A 17,148-nucleotide genomic window follows, 5' to 3' on the forward strand; every position below is an offset into this window, starting at 1 on the left:
ATTTCTGCACGAGATCAGGCTGCCATGCCCTGCGCTGTTCCTGCACCGCGCCACTTCTGTTGACATTGGTTCCTATAGATTGGTTCCAAGACATAAGACTTTTCTTGGCGCATTGACTTTTGCTCTGAATGCTTTTACATTTCACACTCATCAAACGGTATTTTGTAGGGGAGGATGGCTATGCCGCAGAATGCTTCTGCAGAGTATGCTGCTAATGATTATCAATCTCTACTGAAGGTTCCCAAGATTACGTTGTATTTCTGGATTGCAAAATTGGTATCGACCGCTTTGGGTGAGGCGACGTCGGATTATCTCGTGTTTCATACGAATCCTTATGCTGCGGTTCTGGGATGTGGTCTGTTGTTTTCTGTTGCTCTGGTTCTACAAGTTTTGTCGGATAGATACGTAGCGCAATATTACTGGTTTGCGGTAATTATGGTCTCGATATTCGGTACACAAATAGCCGATGTTACCCATGTCGTCTTGGGGGTTCCGTATCTGCTTTCGACCGCTCTATTTTTTGTTACCCTCATCGGCATACTAATCCTGTGGAAGCGCTCCGAGGGAACTTTGTCGATCCACTCCGTCCATACACGTAGGCGTGAAATATTCTATTGGTCAACCATAGTCGCGACATTTGCACTGGGCACGGCAGCTGGCGATATGACGGCGTCAAGTTTGCAACTTGGTTATCTCCAATCGGGAGTACTTTTCACCATCTTATTTTCGGTTCCCGTGATCGCCTATCTCATGTTCGATCTGAACGAGATCGCAGCATTCTGGATCGCCTACATTCTGACACGGCCTATCGGAGCGTCCTTTGCAGATTGGACGGATAAACCCATACAGGTGGGCGGGCTTGGGCTCGGTACTGGGCCGGTGAGTGCATTCCTGGGGTGTGCGATGCTGCTCCTCTTGGCTCTGATTGTGAAGACCAGGATAGATGACCCGAATCGCGAGCTGACCAACTGACGACCGTGTAATTGGGTCGTCGTTGTATTCTGCATCGTAGTGACAAGTTTCGATGGCTGTTCTGGTTTGGTTCTCTGCGCGCTCGTGGTGGCGGGCGATGCGCTAGGAATCACAGCCACAAGGCCCTGCCAGTGGTCCCTCCTTAGAGAAACCTTGGCGGGCGCGGTCTAACATCGACACCGCCCCGAGGCCGACGAGTAGGCGGGCCCCGCAGTGAGGCACTCTTGGGGTAAGGCACTCAAGGTCCGGCTCCCTGGACTCCGGAAAAAGGACGCGCGCTTCATGCGGATTATCGGCCAGCGCCAAGTTCAGATAGGCTATCGGGCTTGAACCTCGAAAAAATGGACAGGGCTCTGCTATGCAGCTACTCACCGCTATTCATCAGGATTTACAGAATTCCGTGCGCACTCTGGCGCCTGTGGTGAAGCAGTATGGGGTTTGGATTGTATTTGGTGGATTGCTCGCGGAAAGTGCAGGGGTGGTATTCGCACCGGGTGAGACCCTGCTGATTGCGGCAGGTTTTCTTGCCAGCGAAGGTGCTCTGAATCCCCTATGGGTTCTCATGCTAGGCATACTAGCGACGTCGCTGGGGTGGTTCGGTGCCTACTACCTCGGCAGCTGGCTGGGGATATCCTGGTTGCGGCGTCATGGTCGTTGGATCGGCGTGACGCCAAATCGGTTGCAGAAAACCCACGCCTTTCTGGAAAAATATGGCCCCATCGTCGTCCTGTTCGGCCGCTTCGTAGTTCCGCTGCGGCAACTACAAGGATACATCTCCGGATCCGCAGAATCGTCCTTCAAGCAGTTCTATCTATGGAATATTCTTGGGGCCGCGTTATGGGTTGGATTCTGGGGAGGGGCAGGATATATCTTCGGTCTGTTGTAGATATATCAGAAACAATGTGTTCAATTCGATGAATACTAATAGAATCACCAGAATTTGACAGGGCTAATAACGACGCGTTACGGTGATCGGACGGTGCAGATAATTGCGCCGATTGGCAAATCGCAGTGATTACTGTAAGGAGAGTGGATTGTGAAATACCGTTCGTTACTACGCTATCCGATCGTTGCCCTGGGAGTTACTGCCCTGGGAATCGGCGGAGCCTTTGCAGCAACGACCTACGCACCACCATCCCAGCAGAGCGGCAGTCCTAATCCGCCCCCACAAGCGACCGCGGGGCATTCGAACTCCGGGTATGGAACGATGACCCATCACCGCAAGCAAAATGGTATGGCGACGGGTGGTTCCGACCATGCTACGGGCGGCATGACGCAGTCGCCCTCCGCTCAGCAGAGTGTCAATGGCGGTGGTACGTCGAGAGACTGAGTCGTGTCCCCCGTGCTCCGGGGCGTGATGGTCCTTCCCAGATCGTGGCGTCCGGGAGCATCCCTAATCCGATGTAGATTCCAGAGGAGTAAACGATGGCAAAAACACCGATGGTCTTATCCGGACTCGCGCTGGTTGCGCTGGTCACCGGAGGTACGGCTTGGGCGGGCACGGCCCAAGACAGCAGCCAAGGGGCTCCGACACCGAGTCCCGCCATGACGGGAAAGGGTCCCCACGTAGGGCATCACGAACTCGTGCGTTTCGCCAGTGCCATTCGGGCTATTCAGCCTGTCGATGAGCAGGCACACAAAGTGTTGATGAATCCGCACCTCGCGGCATCGCAGAAGCGTGCAGATCTGGCCCACTACGATCACAAAATCACCACCACGCTACAGCATTATCATTTATCTCCCGTGACCTATGAGACGCTCTTGCACAAGGCACAGGTAGATCCCAGTTTTGCCAAAAGGACAGAACGAATCTTGAAGAAGGGTTAGTTTCAGCGGTGGTTGTTCGATAGGGCTTGCCTCCGACCCCCAAGTCGGAGGTTTTTTTGAGTAAGCTGATCCTCTTTCTAGTAACCGCTGGCATGGATTCCAGACTCGATAGTTGTCTCGCAGATAAATCTATTCTGGATCTCGCGAACGTCCGCTAACGCTGCAGAACCGCCCATACATTCCTTCGAAATTTGGCACGCCTGGAGACTGTTCGATGCTTGGCTTGGCAGCAACTGGTGTCCTAGCTAGCCCAGCTTTGCCGTGGCCAGATCTTCCCATCGAGTGGTGTAAGCTGGAGATTTATTGCCGCGTTTCATGGCCCATCCTCGTGGTGCCTGCAGACCGGCTACTCCAGGCTGCAAGGTACCACTACCAAACCGCGCATTCACCCGATCCAAGGTCTCTAATAACCGATGGTCTCGTGCTTGTTCTTCTGCCGGAGCAAAGAAGTCTGCCTGCCGAGCGTTTGCCGATGCGATCTCCAAGAGATGCACTCCCGCCTTGGCATAAGTGAATCCTGGTCGGTAGACGTCCGAAAGCGCGATTCGGGCGGCTTGCAAGAACACCCGCGTGTCCTGGCTTGGATGGCCCAGCGTGATGGTTTTCGTGCCGTAATATTGCGGCAGGTGCGTTTGAAAAGGACTCGTATGCATGAACACCCGCAGGGCACTGGCTACGGAACCTTGGCGGCGTAGTTTGTCGACGGCTCTTACCGTATACAGGCTGACCGCTTCGCACAGTTCCTCCGCGCTGACTACCGGGCGACCGAAAGAACGCGAGGACTGGATCTCCTGCCGGGGCGGAGGGATCTCTACCATGGCTATACAGGGTTCTCCTCGCAGTTCACGGATCATCCGCTCCATGAGGATGCTGAAGCGCTTGCGCATCCGCGCGGGGTCCGCACGTTGGAGATCCCAGACCGTCCGTATGCCCATCGCCTGGAGTTTTGTGCTGAGCTGCCGCCCCACCCCCCAGACCTCGGAAACCGGCAATTGTTGCAAGAGGCGCTGTTGATCCAGCGTCGGCAGATCGTCCCACACGCAGACGCCAGCATATTCTGGCCGCTTCTTGGCGACATGGTTGGCGAGCTTGGCGAGCGTTTTGGTCGCCGCGATGCCTACCCCAACCGGTAGCCCTAGCCATTGCCGGACCCTCGCTCGCGCCGCTTGCCCAATGCTGTGCAGCTGAACTTGCGCAAACCCCTGCAGATCCAGAAAGCATTCGTCGATGCTGTACACTTCTTGCACCGGGCTGAAGCTCGACAGAACCGCCATCATGCGATTGCTCATGTCGGCATAGAGGGTGTAGTTGCTGGACAGCGCAATGATACCCTCCTGTTTCGCCAGCTTCTGCAGCTGAAACCACGGCGTACCCATGGCGACTCCCAGGGCTTTCACCTCCGCCGATCGCGCCACCACACAGCCATCGTTGTTGGAGAGCACCACGACAGGACGTCCCTCGAGGCTCGGGCGAAACACCCGTTCGCAGGAAACATAAAAGTTGTTGGCGTCGATGAGGGCGATGGCCATGACGCTTCAGACGCGATGCAGTACCCGGGTCACCACGCCCCAGATGCAGAGCTCTTCCCCTTCGTGGAGGACGATAGGCGGAAACTCGGGGTTTTCTGCAACCAGATGTACGGCCCCACCGATCCGACGTAGACGTTTCACGGTCAGATCGCCATTGATGGCCGCCACCACAATTCTGCCATCCGTCGGGGTAATGGCCCGGTCCACAAGGATCTCGTCTCCATCAAAAATCCCTGCATCCCGCATCGACCAGCCGGTAACCCGCAAAATGAAGGTCGCCTCCTTGTGCAGAATCAGGTGGGCATTGAGATCAATCTGCTTTTCGACATAGTCGTCGGCGGGGGAAGGAAACCCCGCCGCAATGCGCGATACCATGAGTGGCAATCTATAACGATGGAGGGCACCCACGGGCCGTGGTGAGGTGGCCAGCATGCCTTTGGCGCCCTGTGTCAGGGAGAGTTGGGCGATGGAATCACAGCGCATACGCGGATAGCCTATGCGCCGCGTGGGGAGCTTTTTGCTGGGCGGTGGACCTGCGGCTCAGGGGGTAGGGGGCGGACGTGCCAGTGGTAGCGGAGATGCCCTCAAATATCCCACCACCTTCCTCCGCAGCATAGCGAGGGGACTGATGGCCGAGCCAACCGGCCAGCAAGAACGCCAGGGTCAGCACCCATAGCCATTGGAACTGCTTGTAGGGTTTTGCGTTCGCGGTTTGCATCGGATTGGGCTCCAGAATGTGTGCTGTATATTTATACAGTAACAGTTCAACTAGGCGCAACTGCTGCTCCGATGCCTGGATTTATCGTTCCCTCAGTCCGCTTCCACCCCATCCCAAGGCAGGATCGCTTCTGGTCCGTCGTAGCGGGTACGGTTCACTCGTGGCGAGACTGCGAAGCTTTCCCAGGGAATGTTTGCCGGCTGAAAACACGATTCGAGGTGTGCCCGCCGCGCATGCGGATGCCACCAAATCGGCCAATGGTGGCGATCCAGCACCAAGGGCATGCGATCGTGGATGTGCTGCAAGGCCGGCAGGGCAGGGACGGTAAGAATGGCGAAGGTCTCTTCGACCGTGCGCTCGGCTGTCGTGCGCTGGTCCCATATCCCTGCGAACGCAAGAATTCGATGATCTTTCGACCGAAGCAGCATGGGGTATTTATCACGGGCCTCGGCGACAGAAGGCCACTCAAAATACCAGTCTGCTGGCACCAAAGCCCGTCTGGCGTGGAAGGCCTGACGAAACAGCGGTTGGGTAGCCACCGTCTCGACACGAGCATTGATGGGTCGGATGTGGGTGCGAGTACTCCATCCCGGTAAAAAGCCCCAGCGCATGGGGACCAATTCCAAGGAGAGATCCGGAGCTTGGCGCACGACCGGGTGTATTTGGCCGGGGGCACGGTTATAGCTGGGAGGGAAATCCCCGACTACGCGCAATCTTCCCCATTGCTGCTGCAGCTCTTCAGGATTGCGAATAAAACCATACCGACCGCACATGACATCTCCAGCGAAATACAGGCAGTACCGATCATGCTACCATTTTCTCTGTAGCCGCGATGATTCGCTGCATCAGAGATTTTTACATGGCTAATTCGGAGCGCCAACAGCAGGACACGCCCAATGAATTGCTCGGTGGATTGATCGAGCGGGTCACCTTCCACAACGAGGGAGCGCCTCGAAAAACCCCATCCTGCCCGAGTTTTTGGTAAAATGGTGGGCAGGTAGATGGCAGCAGGATAGACGGGATGATTGCGCGCAGGACTGCGGTGAAGAAAGACCTATTGGCCGATGAGGGGTACGTTCACAAGGTGGATGCCATTGGGGATCCTCTGCAGAAGATCGAGGCGGTGGTCGATTTCTCTGCGTTGGCGCAGGCGGTGGAAAAGATCGCTCCCCGCCCGGAGCAGCCCAAAGGTGGGCGCCCGCCATATCCGACCGAGGTGATGGTTCGGGTCTTGGTGGTCAAGCGTTTGCATGGCCTCTCTGACGAGCAGACGGAGTTCCAGCTGTTGGATCGCCGCAGTTTCCGGCGTTTCTGTGGCCTGGAGCACTCCTGCAACATCCCCGATCGTACGACCATCTGGAGCTTTGAGAACCGGATCGGGGTAGACGGTGTCACCGCCCTATTCAACGAGCTGGACCGACAGATTCGTGCCCATGGTCTGGAGGCCCGTGCCGGTCAGATCGTGGACGCCACCTTGGTTCCGGCACCCAGGCAACATTTCACGAAAGAGGAGAAGGCGCTGCTGGAACAAGATGCGGTCCCTGCGGACTGGAAGCCCGCCAAGCGGCGGCAGAAGGACGTCGATGCCAGCTGGACCAAAAAGCATGGCAAGTCCCACCACGGCTACAAGTTCACCGTGAGCGTGGATCGCAAGCACAAGTTGGTTCGGACCTGGATTGCCGACACCGCCAAGGTCCATGATTCCCAGCACTTGGAAGCGGCGCTGGACGAGTGGAACACCAGTGCGGAGATCTATGCCGACAAAGGGTATGTTGGGGCCGATCGAGAGGAGCGTTTACGGGAGCACGGCTATCGTCCGCAGATTCAGCGCAAGGCGAATCTTGGCAAGCCACTCTCGGCCTGCCAGGAGCGGCGGAATCAACGCATCGCCAAGGTTCGGGCGCGGGTAGAACACGTCTTTGCCGCCATCACCCAGTGGGGTGGTAAGCGTATCCGCACCATCGGCCAGGCCCGTGCCACCTTCGCCGTGGGCATGATGGTAGTGGTCTACAACATGCGCCGTNCGTAATGCGTCCAAAGGTCAGAAAATAGAGGAAAAAATTTTACAACAGGATGAGAAAACGGCTCAAAAAGTCCATTTTTGAGCCTCGACCGGTTTCTTCATGCCGTGTGGTCTGATTTTTGGGGTTTATCGAGGTGCCCTGGGGACAGTACAGCCGCCACCCTGCTGGCCTTTCTCAGTCCTCTGGACCGCTTTCCTTCAGTCAAGCAGGTGGTCGCCTACGCCGGACTTAACCCCACCCTTCGCCAATCAGGACAATGGACGGGGAAGACTCCCATTGCCAAGGCGGGGAACGCCTTGCTGCGTAAGGCATTGTACCTGCCGGCCGTGGTAGCCAAACGGCACAACCCCCTGATCTCCGCCTTCTGCCACCGACTCCTCCTCAACGGCAAACGCCCCATGCAGGTGGTGGTGGCGGCCATGCGCAAACTACTGCATCTCGCCTTTGGCGTACTCAAATCCGGCAAACCATTCGATCCGGAGTACACCCTGGAGCATAGACACTTGCAATACTACAGGCCAATGACGAATATGGATTCATGAAATTCGTTTATTTTATTACTTGGACTACCCCATGACGCGTCACCGTATCGATCCCGCTCTCCTGCTCCTTTGGGCCCGGGTGACGCGGGCCGGTAACCTCCACGTGGCTGCGGAGGGACTCTTTCTGACCCAACCGGCCATCTCACACCGCCTCAAACAGCTCCAGGAACAAGCTGGGGAGCCGCTCTACCGGCGCGCTCGCCACGGTATCGTTCCGACACCCTTGGGTCTCCGCCTGGCAAAACTCGGAGAAGAGATCGAACTGGCCCTGGAAGAGGCAGAGCATCTCTGCCAGTCCACGGAAGGACTGCTGCATGGCTCCGTACGCATACTGGCCAGCAACAGCAATGCGGAACTGCTGCTCCCGGGCGCGCTGGCGCGCTTTCGCAGCAACCACCCGGGTATCCACCTGCGCCTGACCACCAGCAACAGCCGTCAGGCACGTTTGCATCGGGACGAGGCGGATCTGGTCTTCGTCGAAGACGATCTGCCCGAGCCGCGGGAGGCCCGCTGGGTACAGGAATGTCTGCTCCGTACCCGTATCGTCCTGCTGCTACCGGCTCAGCACCCCCTTGCCGCCAGCGCGGCCCCGGTCCACCTCCACAGCCTCCAGGAAAGCACGCTGATCTGGCGGGAGTCCGGCTCTGGCATCCGCGAGGCGGCTCTACAGGCCTTTCGTGACCTCGGTCTGCATCCCGAAATTCGTTTCGAGCTCAGTGGCCTCGCCGCCATCCGCGATGGCGTGCGCGCCGGACTCGGACTGGCCTTCGTCAGCGCCACCCAAAACAGTGAACCTTCGCCGGGTCTCGTTACCCGCGAGCTGGTTCCCGAGATTCCGCACCGCCTGGCCGTGCTCTATCGCGATCCGCTGGATCGTGCCAGCGATACCCTGCTGCAACATATTCGCGCCGCGATCCCTAAACTCATGCCAACGGAATAGCTCCGGAACGTATCTCCCAAACCTTCTCCGTTATTCAGATATCAATAGGTATTTTATGGTTTTTTCCAATTCACGATGACGCTTGCGGGTGGCCGTGGTAGCATCTTGTGGACAATAACGGAAGCCTCAGGAAAACCCATGCCCAACTCCGCTTACACACCTTCGACGGAATTGCGTCGCGCTTTTGGCACGGTGCGCATTCTGTTCGGCATCGCCTGGCTCGTGAATACCTATCTTCAGATGAATCCTGCCTACAGCGCCCATTTTCTGGATAGCCTGTCGGCGGATTGGGCAGCTGGCCAGCCCAGCTGGCTCGCGGCTTATGGTCATTGGACGGTTCACTGGGTCACGGCCATGGGCGCCGAGCGCGTGGCCGGGATTACCATTGCCCTGGACGCCTTTCTGGCGGCATCCTTGATCAGCGGTCTGGGACTGCCTTTCCTCGCCTGGGTGGGGGTCCTCTACAATCTCTGGCTGTGGAGCACCGTGGGTGGTCTCGGCGGGCCATACACCGCCGGTGCCACGGACCCCGGAACCGCCATCGTCTATGCCTTGGCCTTTCTGCTGGTCATCTGGACACGCAGCTGGGAGGGTCTCAGTCTTGCCCGGGCACGCCCCCAGGCCATTTCCCTCGGCCACATGCGCGCTGCACGGCTGCTCTTTGGCCTGCTCTGGGCCTTTGACGCCTTCTGGAAGTGGCAGCCCTACTTCCTGACGCACGCTGTCAGCTACCTGCAGCAGGCAGAGCCGGGAGAACCCGCCTGGATCGTTGCCTATATCGCCTTTTTCATCGCCCTCATCCAGCTGGTAGGGCCAATAGTCTTCGGCGTTTTTGCCGCACTTGCCGAAAGCCTCATCGCTCTGGCCCTGCTCTTCGGCCGGGGCCTGCGCTGGATGATTCCTCTGGGGCTTGCCTACAGCATCGGTCTATGGACCACAGCCGAGGGCTGGGGCGGTCCCTACCTCCCTGGAGCAACGGCCAACAAGGGCGATGTGCTGGGAACCACCAACATCTACGCCATCGTTTTCCTTTTCTTCGCCGCCTGGGTCTATCTGGGTCCGAGCCGGTCCCGCGTCGCTGCCGAGGAGCGAAGCGCTACCGCCGCAGACCTCGGCGCGCCCGGCTGAAAGCCACGGCACGCAGCTGGGAATGGAAGACTGCCCGGCTGCCCGGCGGTCACGGTCCGGCTGAACCGTGGCAAGTCGGCGGCCAGAGATACCCACGAGTCTGCGTCGAAAGGGCTCTGACAACGGGAACGCCGGCCGGGCATCGCCCAAGCTCCCTGTCAACCCAAAGCTGAAATGTCCTCTTTTCTCCCAGACTGAAATGTCCGCTTTCTCCTGCCTGTTGTGGTGTCAGAGGGTGGCTGAGGGAGAAGAAGTTGCGCTTCGTCTCCACGGATGGTCGGGTGCGGGCTTATAGGTTCTGCGGTGGAGCTGGATGGTCTTGGCTTGCTCGACGGTGGCATGGATGCTCTTCTCGTCGTCTACGGGGATGGGCGGCTCGCCTTCGTTGAGGATGCGATAAGGCAGGGCCTTCCCTTGGTGAAGCAAGGTCACATTGCCGTCGAAGGCCTCGCAGACAGTGATCTGTGCCCCTCTGAGGCGATAGCCCTTGCCCTGCCCGGTGAGCTGGTATTCCCGGTTCTTGTACTGGAGGGTGAGGTTCTTCGAGAGCTTGCGGTGGCTTTGCAGGCTGAAGATCAGGTCGAGCTCCAGAGCGTCGTGCAGCACCGGACGATGCGCGTCGGTGGCATTCTGTGGAGCCGCGGCAAAGCGCGCGTTGTACGCCTTTATGAAGCTCGGCAGGAAGGCGTTGGCGGCGTCGATGTCCGAGATGCCGGCCAGACGCAGTTCCTTGACTAGGCGATCCTGGAGGGTCTGATTGGCCCGCTCGACGCGGCCCTTGGCTTGCGGTGTGTTGGCGTGGATCGGTGCGATGTCCAGGGTCTTGAGCACACGGGTGAACTGCATCAGATCCCCCTCCCGCTCCGGGTGGTTCACCCGGAAGATGCCGTGCTTGTCGGAGTAGAGCGCCACCGGCCGCCCATGTTCACTTAGTTAGCTGCGCAGGGTCTGCAGGTAGGCTTGGGTGGTCTCGGCGGGGGCGAAGCGCAGGGCCAACAACTCGCTGGTGGCATCGTCGATGAACACGATCAACGTGCAACGCGGTCCCCGGTCCTCGAACCAATCATGGGGTGAGCCGTCGATCTGCACCAGCTCGCCCCGGCGGGGACGCCGGGGGCGGCGCTGATGGATCTGGGCCGACTTGCGGATTTTGGGCTTCCACAGTCCCTCGGTCATCATCCACTGCCGCAGCGTCTCCGCCGAGAGCTGGTACCCGTGGCGCTCGCTGAGTTTCTCAACCGCCAGCGTGGGACCGAAATCGGCATAATGATTGCGGATCAACCCCAACACCTCCTGCCGTACCGCTTCCGATAGCACATTGCCGGGACGCCGCCCCAGGTGTCGGGACACCAGTCCTGCGGTACCTTCCTCTCGATATCGGATCAGCAGGCGCCTGACCTGCCGCACGCTCAATCCGAGCTGCTGTGCCGCCTCTCGCTGCCGTGCCGTCCGGCTGATCACCTGCTGCAGCACCTCCAGCCGGTCCACCGCCTTCTGCGTCATCGTAATGGCCTCCTCTGTCACCGCCCCCCCCCAAAACCAAAAGGGGACATTTTACAATTGGACAAAGAGGACATTACGCCTTTGGGCTAACAATCCGGAGTACACCCTTGTCTAACCACGCGCAAGACGGTATCTGATTTGGCCCTCTGATACAATGGGTTGACCGAGTAGCTAGGAGATGCCATCCATGACCGGACAGATGACTTTTGCTGAAGAACCTAACCTCTCGCGCCGCCGTAAGCAGACCAAGCGCGAGCGATTTCGGGCCGAGATGGATGCCGTGGTTCCCTGGGCCAGGCTCGTGGCCTTGATCGAGCCGCACTACCCCAAGGGGGGCAGTGGCCGCAAGCCCATGCCCTTGGAGCGGATGCTGCGTATCCACTTTCTCAAGCAATGGTTCGGCTACTCCGATCCAGGGATGGAAGAGGCCTTCTATGAAATTCCTTTGCTGCGCCAATTCGTGGGCATCGACCTGGGCCGGGACTTCGTTCCCGATGAGACCACGATCCTGAAGTTCCGCCGCTTACTGGAGCGCCATGCGCTTGCCCAGGCCATCTTTGCCGAGGTGCAGTCTGTGTTGCAGGAGAAAGGGCTCTTGCTGCAGGAAGGCAAGACCGCGGACGCCACCTTGATTCACGCCCCGAGTTCCACCAAGAACCGAGACCGCAAGCGGGATCCGGAGATGAGCTCCACCAAGAAAGGGGATCAGGGGTATTTCGGGATGAAGGCGCATGTGGCAACGGATCTCCAGGGCATTGTGCAGGCCGTGGACTTCACGGCGGCCAAGGTACCGGATAATCAGCGGCTGGAGGGGCTCCTGACGGGAGAGGAGTCGGTGGTCCTGGCCGATCGGGGCTACGACTATCCCCAGGTGCATGCGGCCTTGGCGGACCGGGGAATTGAGAACGCGGTAGCGCGGCGACGCTATCCTGGGCAGAAAACCGGATTGGCGGCACTCAAACGCTACAACCGCGCCATTGCCCGGATCCGTGCTACCTGCGCCGCCTGCCTCTGGCTTCGGGCCCCATCGATCATCTGCTGCAACACCGCAAACCGCTTGAGCTCCCGCTCGCTCACCTCTACGAGGGTGCGGAAAAAATCCGTAGAAACGCCGTGGCGCTATCCGATTTGGTCAAAAATTGCCGAATAGGCAGCCCTATCAGTCCTGTTTTGTCCGCTGTTGCAGTCTTTTTTGGGCCATTTTCGGATTCCAGACGCAGTACCCCCATCAGGCCACCCCCAACCGCACCATGCGGACCAGGTTGTAGGCGACAGTGACCAAGGAAAAGTGCAGACCGACCCGTTCCAAACCACGGAATCGGGTTTTCCGCATCCCTCCCACCGTCTTCATCCAGCCGAAGATGGACTCGATCCGCCGCCGAACGTGGATGCTCATCGCGTAACCGGCGTGGCGGGTGGTGCGCCCGTCGATGGCCGAGCCTTTGCGCTTGCGCGCTACATGTGGGGTCACGTTCCGATCCCGGAGATTCTGGACGAAGCCGTGGCGGTCATAACCCTTATCTGCGCCGAGGGTGATGCGCTGGTTCCCGCCCAGATCGTCCACCAATTGGGTAGCGGCATCCACTTCTGCCGTGCCATCGGCGGTGGTCACCTGTTCCCCGGCAATCAATCCATGCCGATTATCCATTAGCACATGACCCAGGTAGGCCAGACGGGACGCCTCTCCGGGAGCCTTCTTGTACAGCCGGGCATCGGGGTCCGTCACCGATGCGTGGGTCTCATTGCTGCGCTCCTGGCCCCGGAAGTCGGAGCCATCACCGCTACGATCTTCGGGATCCTTGGGCTGAAAGGATTTCTGCGAGGCCCAGGCCTCCAACAGCGTACCATCGACGGAGAAATGCTCTTCGGAGAGCAGATTCTGGCCGCGAGCCTGTTCCAGTACGGATCGGAAGAATTCCCGTACCGTCCCGTGATCCAGCAACCGATCGCGATTCTTAGTAAAGACCGTGGGCACCCAGACCTCGTCGTCCATTCCCAAACCGACAAACCAGCGGAACAGCAGGTTGTAGTTGAGTTGCTCCATCAGCTGCCGTTCCGAGCGGATGCTGTAGAAGACCTGCAGGAGCAGTGCGCGCAGGAGAAACTCCGGGGGAATGGAGGGGCGACCGTAGCTCGAGTACATCGTGCTGAAGTGGCTGTCCATCTCCGCCAGGGAGCGATCCACGATAGCCCGGATCGCTCTCAGCGGATGGTCCTGGGGCACCCGTTGCTCCGGGGAAACGTAGCTGAATAACCCTTGGGTCTCTACCTTGGCTCCACGCATCGTTCCAATCTCTCCGGCCTCGTTCTGCCCATTATGCCTCCGACTTTTTCAGCAGCCTCCTACCCCCCTCGCATCACTCGTCCTTGCCTCTCTAATCTTCTAGGCGGACATTTCTAACATGCTGTTAAAACAAGCGATTGCGTGGATCGGAACGGGCGCGTCCGCATTGTACGCTGGTGTCCGCCGCCTACAATTTGGCGCGCATAGAACAACTGGTGGTATGATAAGATGCATTGCGGAGTTCTGGATACTGGGGGTTGTTTGAAGTAAAAGGCAAGAACAACACCTTATCTGGGATGCCTGCTCTGGTTTTTCGACAATTCTGGATGCAACGCCGGTTATGTCTCGGGCTTTCCTGGAGATGTGTAATATCGAAGGATCACAACTTGCTAGCCGATCTCATCTAGCGCACCTGACGCGAGTCAAATGATCAATAGCCAACCCGAAGTTTCACTCGTGGTACCCTGCCACGACGAGGCTGCAAATCTGTCCACTCTCTATGGACGTGTCCGGGCTGTTATGGATGAATCCGGGAAATCTTGGGAAATGGTCTGTATCAACGATGGGAGCAAAGACGATACGCTAGAGCGGCTCCTCACGCTGCACGAGAAAGATCCCCGCATCGTAGTGATCGACCTCTCCCGCAACTTCGGCAAGGAGGCGGCCCTAACGGCAGGACTGGATTACGCGCGGGGCGAATGCGCCATTCCCCTGGATGCGGATCTCCAAGATCCGCCCGAGCTCATCCCCGTGCTCCTAGCCAAGTGGCAGGAGGGGTACGAAGTGGTCAACGCCGTGCGGCTTTCACGGGATGGGGAATCCTGGGCAAAGCGCGCCAGTGCCCACGTCTTCTATCGGATCCTCAATAGGATCAGCGAAGTGGCCATTCCTGAGGACACCGGAGATTTCCGTCTGCTTTCGCGGCCTGTGCTCGAGGCTATCAAAATGCTCCCGGAGCGCCGCCGATTTATGAAGGGTTTGTTTGCCTGGGTCGGGTTTAGGACGACCCAAGTATATTATCGTCGTGAGCCTCGAAATGCCGGTAATACCAAGTGGAATTATCGGCGCCTGTTGAACCTTGCCGTGGAGGGCGTGACCTCCTTCAGTCAAGTGCCTTTACGGCTTGCCGCCCATCTTGGGCTGATAGTGTCCATTCTCGCCTTCCTATATGCGATCTACATGGTGATCGGCACACTGGTCTACGGTAATCCTGTGAAGGGCTACCCGTCCCTCATGGTGGCAGTTCTATTTCTAGGTGGAGTGCAGTTATTGGCTTTGGGTATAATTGGGGAATATATTTCCCGTATCTACGAAGAGAGCAAACAACGACCCATTTATCTCATAAATAATATCTGGTCGCGTTGCGCAGATAGAAAGGACGATTAACCAAAACACATGAAGAAGCTATCGATCGTAACCTACTCCATCACCATATTCCTCGCCTCCTTTTTGTATTTCTCCTGGGCAACAGGCAATACCAGCCTGTGGGATATCGATGAACCCATTTATGCTCAGTCTCTTAAAGAAATGATTGCCCATCACGATTTGGTGGTGCCTACGTTCAACGGTCACATTTTGCCCGACAAGCCGATATTGAATTACTGGTTAATGTGGTGTGGAACGAAGGTTTTTGGCTGGAACTCATTAGGGCTGCGCGTGGGCTCAGCCTTCGTTGGTGCGCTGCTCATTCTGTTGTTATGGATCTATGTCAGCCGGCTATATAACCCTACCATTGCATTACTTGCAGCTTCCATCACGGCCACTCTGCTACATAGTACCGTCATCTTTCGCAGTGCAACACCAGATCCGCTGCTCATCCTTACGGTTTCCGCAGCGCTGATTTTCTTCATCACCGGTTATGTGGAGAGAGACAAGAACCACTATCGGTTCCTGCTTTTCTCTTACGCTGCTATGGCCCTTGCCACGCTGGACAAGGGACCGATAGGCTTTCTTCTGCCCGGTCTCATCATCGTGCTTTTCCTCCTGATCCAGAGAAATCTCCAGTTTCTCTGGAACGAAGGGCGGCTGTATATCGGCATCCCTCTCTTTCTCATCATTGTGCTGCCATGGTACGTGGCTGTTGGCATAGAGACCCATTGGGCCTGGGACCAGGTCTTTCTACTGCAGCAGAACATTGGCCGCTTCGACTCAAGCATGCAGGGTCACCGGGGACCATGGTTTTACTATGTGCTGAGTATTTTCCTGGGAATGCTCCCCTGGTCTATTTTTTTACCCCAGACTCTTGTTTTGGCGATCAGAAAAAGGTACTTTGTGGATGGGGAATTTCATGTTCAGAACTTGTTCTTAGTGATCTGGGCCGCTGTCTGGTCAGTCTTCTTCAGTCTTTCTGCGACGAAGCTACCGAATTATGTCTGGGAAGTGTATCCGCCTCTTGCCATACTGCTCGCCGTGTATTTTGTTCAATTGCTACGAGAGCACGAAACCCGTCCGCCGGTTCTCTACTGGCTATCTGGTCTTGTGCTCTTTACGATCGGGGTTACCCTAAGCATTCTTGGCGGGTGGGTCCTGCCTAGAGTGCAGCCAGAACTCCCAAATCTCGCGTTTATCGGCTTGCCCTATGCTATTGCAGCTGCGATGGCCACGATCTTTCTCTGGAAACGAAGACTTCGGGCGGCTCTGAGCAGTCTTGGAGCGGGTGCGATTATACTCAGCGCGTTGCTGGTATTTCAGTACACCCCAGAATTCAACCACCTGAAGCCGTCGCGCGCTATGGGTGAAAGGATCAGGGAGATACAGCAAGGATTGCCCTACCGTCTTGCCTCGTGGCAATGGTTCCAGCCCAATTTTCTGTTCTATGCCGGAGAGGGCGCCATGCGCATACACCGCCTCCCGAACTTAGACAAGGTGCCTTTGCTGGCTCGTCATATGCCACTGTACCTGGTGTGTCCATATTCGCGGGTACGGGATGTGCTTGCTGCGGTAAAGCCGCCCTATTGCACGACGTTGCTGCTCGTGCGCTATGAGATCTACGATCATGAAAAGATTTCGCTCTTGAGGATAGAGAAGGGTTGTTGAATTGTGGCTCTTCGATATTTCGAGTGGGTAGGGCGATATGATGGTAGAGTATGCAACCTCGGCTTTCGAGCGGGGAAAGATCCGGACTGAGGAGTCCATGGACGTTTAGGCGCTGGATCGGAAGATCGGCCAGCTGGAGCTAAAAGGCAATTTTTTAGCCTCCGGGGTCTCATGTCCCGGATCGGGAGAGGCGGCAGAAGGCGGAGGGGACTGTGGTCAATCTCAAAACCGTGCACCGCGCCGTGCATATCCTCGGTATGGTGGCCATAGCCCCTGGGCCGCACACGAGCACGCCCCATCCACAGCACCCCAAGTACCCCTACCTGCTGAGGAGCGTAGCCATCGATCGCCCGTACCGGGTCTGGTTCACGGACGTGACCTAACGTACGTCCAACCAGTGTAGCCCGCCCATTTGGCGGTAAAGCTGCTTAACCGGGAATTCCTCGAAGGCGGATTGAAGCACACGCTGAATGAGGATATCGCCTTTGCTATGAGCAACACCTGAACGGAGAGCTGGATGCGCTGAGATGTGCAAGTCCGGTTCGGGGAGGAGAGGGGGGGAATAATTTCGACTGCGCCCCGTCTCTTACTCCACTACCCATGGCCCGGGGATTTCAGTACTTCGTCGCCGTCGAGGACTCGTTC

The 17,148-nt window shown here is 57.6% G+C and carries 16 protein-coding genes and 1 pseudogene; 11 read left to right on the forward strand and 6 right to left on the reverse strand.

Annotated elements, in window-relative coordinates; all coding sequences use genetic code 11:
* The first annotated feature begins 180 nt into the window (after positions 1-180).
* From ACAty_RS14030 to ACAty_RS14040, 3 genes are all read left to right on the forward strand, one after another.
* On the forward strand, positions 181-972 hold the full coding sequence (locus ACAty_RS14030; RefSeq protein ID WP_040131355.1) for a COG4705 family protein: 792 nt from the start codon (positions 181-183) through the stop codon (positions 970-972).
* Positions 973-1,330: 358 nt separating this feature from the next.
* The gene (locus ACAty_RS14035) at positions 1,331-1,858 is read left to right on the forward strand and encodes a DedA family protein (protein ID WP_238323836.1); all 528 of its coding nucleotides are present in this window, start codon (positions 1,331-1,333) and stop codon (positions 1,856-1,858) included.
* A 539-nt stretch (positions 1,859-2,397) separates the two neighbouring features.
* Entirely contained in the window at positions 2,398-2,799 is a 402-nt protein-coding gene (locus tag ACAty_RS14040; protein ID WP_051620706.1) for a DUF4168 domain-containing protein, read from the forward strand.
* A 245-nt stretch (positions 2,800-3,044) separates the two neighbouring features.
* On the opposite strand, the gene ACAty_RS14045 is transcribed toward ACAty_RS14040, so the two are convergent.
* The 4 genes from ACAty_RS14045 to ACAty_RS14060 form a co-directional block, all read right to left on the reverse strand.
* Positions 3,045-4,328 (reverse strand): Y-family DNA polymerase, encoded by a 1,284-nt coding sequence (locus ACAty_RS14045; RefSeq protein ID WP_004867765.1) that lies wholly within the window; start codon positions 4,326-4,328, stop codon positions 3,045-3,047.
* 6 nt (positions 4,329-4,334) lie between these two features.
* Positions 4,335-4,811, reverse strand: coding sequence for a LexA family protein (locus tag ACAty_RS14050; protein ID WP_004867761.1), 477 nt, complete (start codon positions 4,809-4,811; stop codon positions 4,335-4,337).
* On the reverse strand, positions 4,801-5,046 hold the full coding sequence (locus ACAty_RS16165; protein ID WP_040131357.1) for a hypothetical protein: 246 nt from the start codon (positions 5,044-5,046) through the stop codon (positions 4,801-4,803). The genes ACAty_RS14050 and ACAty_RS16165 overlap by 11 nt, the downstream gene beginning before the upstream one ends.
* Before the next feature lie 92 nt (positions 5,047-5,138).
* Complete coding sequence (locus tag ACAty_RS14060; protein ID WP_040131360.1) at positions 5,139-5,819, reverse strand: SOS response-associated peptidase; 681 nt, start codon at positions 5,817-5,819, stop codon at positions 5,139-5,141.
* 251 nt (positions 5,820-6,070) lie between these two features.
* Between ACAty_RS14060 and ACAty_RS14065 the strand changes: the two genes are divergently transcribed.
* The 4 genes from ACAty_RS14065 to ACAty_RS14080 all read left to right on the forward strand — a co-directional run bounded on the left by ACAty_RS14065 (position 6,071) and on the right by ACAty_RS14080 (position 9,680).
* On the forward strand, positions 6,071-7,075 hold the full coding sequence (locus ACAty_RS14065) for an IS5 family transposase (protein ID WP_153801871.1): 1,005 nt from the start codon (positions 6,071-6,073) through the stop codon (positions 7,073-7,075).
* A 99-nt stretch (positions 7,076-7,174) separates the two neighbouring features.
* Entirely contained in the window at positions 7,175-7,612 is a 438-nt protein-coding gene (locus tag ACAty_RS15595) for a transposase (RefSeq protein WP_215846437.1), read from the forward strand.
* Between the two features lie 31 nt (positions 7,613-7,643).
* The gene (locus tag ACAty_RS14075) at positions 7,644-8,552 is read left to right on the forward strand and encodes a LysR family transcriptional regulator (RefSeq protein ID WP_004869209.1); all 909 of its coding nucleotides are present in this window, start codon (positions 7,644-7,646) and stop codon (positions 8,550-8,552) included.
* A 138-nt stretch (positions 8,553-8,690) separates the two neighbouring features.
* Positions 8,691-9,680 carry a hypothetical protein gene (locus tag ACAty_RS14080; RefSeq protein ID WP_004869210.1) on the forward strand — a complete coding sequence of 330 codons (990 nt, stop codon included), beginning with the start codon at positions 8,691-8,693 and terminating at the stop codon, positions 9,678-9,680.
* 228 nt (positions 9,681-9,908) lie between these two features.
* On the opposite strand, the pseudogene ACAty_RS14085 reads toward ACAty_RS14080, so the two are convergent.
* Positions 9,909-11,204 (reverse strand): annotated as a pseudogene (locus ACAty_RS14085) (ISNCY family transposase).
* Positions 11,205-11,370: 166 nt separating this feature from the next.
* On the opposite strand from ACAty_RS14085, the gene ACAty_RS14090 reads away from it, so the two are divergent.
* Complete coding sequence (locus tag ACAty_RS14090; protein ID WP_004867880.1) at positions 11,371-12,333, forward strand: IS5 family transposase; 963 nt, start codon at positions 11,371-11,373, stop codon at positions 12,331-12,333.
* A gap of 78 nt (positions 12,334-12,411) precedes the next feature.
* On the opposite strand, the gene ACAty_RS14095 is transcribed toward ACAty_RS14090, so the two are convergent.
* Complete coding sequence (locus ACAty_RS14095; RefSeq protein WP_004867878.1) at positions 12,412-13,467, reverse strand: IS5-like element ISAtc5 family transposase; 1,056 nt, start codon at positions 13,465-13,467, stop codon at positions 12,412-12,414.
* Positions 13,468-13,893: 426 nt separating this feature from the next.
* Between ACAty_RS14095 and ACAty_RS14100 the strand changes: the two genes are divergently transcribed.
* The 3 genes from ACAty_RS14100 (at position 13,894) to ACAty_RS16005 (ending at position 16,886) form a co-directional block, all read left to right on the forward strand.
* A complete protein-coding gene (locus ACAty_RS14100) occupies positions 13,894-14,853 on the forward strand; it encodes a glycosyltransferase family 2 protein (protein WP_082179312.1) in 960 nt (319 codons plus the stop codon).
* Positions 14,854-14,862: 9 nt separating this feature from the next.
* Positions 14,863-16,503 carry an ArnT family glycosyltransferase gene (locus tag ACAty_RS14105; protein ID WP_040131364.1) on the forward strand — a complete coding sequence of 547 codons (1,641 nt, stop codon included), beginning with the start codon at positions 14,863-14,865 and terminating at the stop codon, positions 16,501-16,503.
* A 212-nt stretch (positions 16,504-16,715) separates the two neighbouring features.
* Positions 16,716-16,886, forward strand: a complete 171-nt coding sequence (locus tag ACAty_RS16005; RefSeq protein WP_153801866.1) for a hypothetical protein — start codon at positions 16,716-16,718, stop codon at positions 16,884-16,886.
* Positions 16,887-17,148 lie beyond the last annotated feature (262 nt).

Origin of the sequence: Acidithiobacillus caldus ATCC 51756, assembly GCF_000175575.2 — a bacterium.
Classification (GTDB): domain Bacteria; phylum Pseudomonadota; class Gammaproteobacteria; order Acidithiobacillales; family Acidithiobacillaceae; genus Acidithiobacillus_A; species Acidithiobacillus_A caldus.

Coding starts and splice junctions, on each gene's coding strand:
- ACAty_RS14075 (WP_004869209.1), top strand. CDS start 7,644: ATGACGCGTCACCGTATCGATCCCGCTCTCCTGCTCCTTTGGGCCCGG.
- ACAty_RS14095 (WP_004867878.1), bottom strand. CDS start 13,467: ATGCGTGGAGCCAAGGTAGAGACCCAAGGGTTATTCAGCTACGTTTCC.
- ACAty_RS14040 (WP_051620706.1), top strand. CDS start 2,398: ATGGCAAAAACACCGATGGTCTTATCCGGACTCGCGCTGGTTGCGCTG.
- ACAty_RS14045 (WP_004867765.1), bottom strand. CDS start 4,328: ATGGCCATCGCCCTCATCGACGCCAACAACTTTTATGTTTCCTGCGAA.
- ACAty_RS16165 (WP_040131357.1), bottom strand. CDS start 5,046: ATGCAAACCGCGAACGCAAAACCCTACAAGCAGTTCCAATGGCTATGG.
- ACAty_RS14080 (WP_004869210.1), top strand. CDS start 8,691: ATGCCCAACTCCGCTTACACACCTTCGACGGAATTGCGTCGCGCTTTT.
- ACAty_RS14100 (WP_082179312.1), top strand. CDS start 13,894: ATGATCAATAGCCAACCCGAAGTTTCACTCGTGGTACCCTGCCACGAC.
- ACAty_RS14060 (WP_040131360.1), bottom strand. CDS start 5,819: ATGTGCGGTCGGTATGGTTTTATTCGCAATCCTGAAGAGCTGCAGCAG.
- ACAty_RS14030 (WP_040131355.1), top strand. CDS start 181: ATGCCGCAGAATGCTTCTGCAGAGTATGCTGCTAATGATTATCAATCT.
- ACAty_RS14105 (WP_040131364.1), top strand. CDS start 14,863: ATGAAGAAGCTATCGATCGTAACCTACTCCATCACCATATTCCTCGCC.
- ACAty_RS14090 (WP_004867880.1), top strand. CDS start 11,371: ATGACCGGACAGATGACTTTTGCTGAAGAACCTAACCTCTCGCGCCGC.
- ACAty_RS14035 (WP_238323836.1), top strand. CDS start 1,331: ATGCAGCTACTCACCGCTATTCATCAGGATTTACAGAATTCCGTGCGC.
- ACAty_RS14050 (WP_004867761.1), bottom strand. CDS start 4,811: ATGCGCTGTGATTCCATCGCCCAACTCTCCCTGACACAGGGCGCCAAA.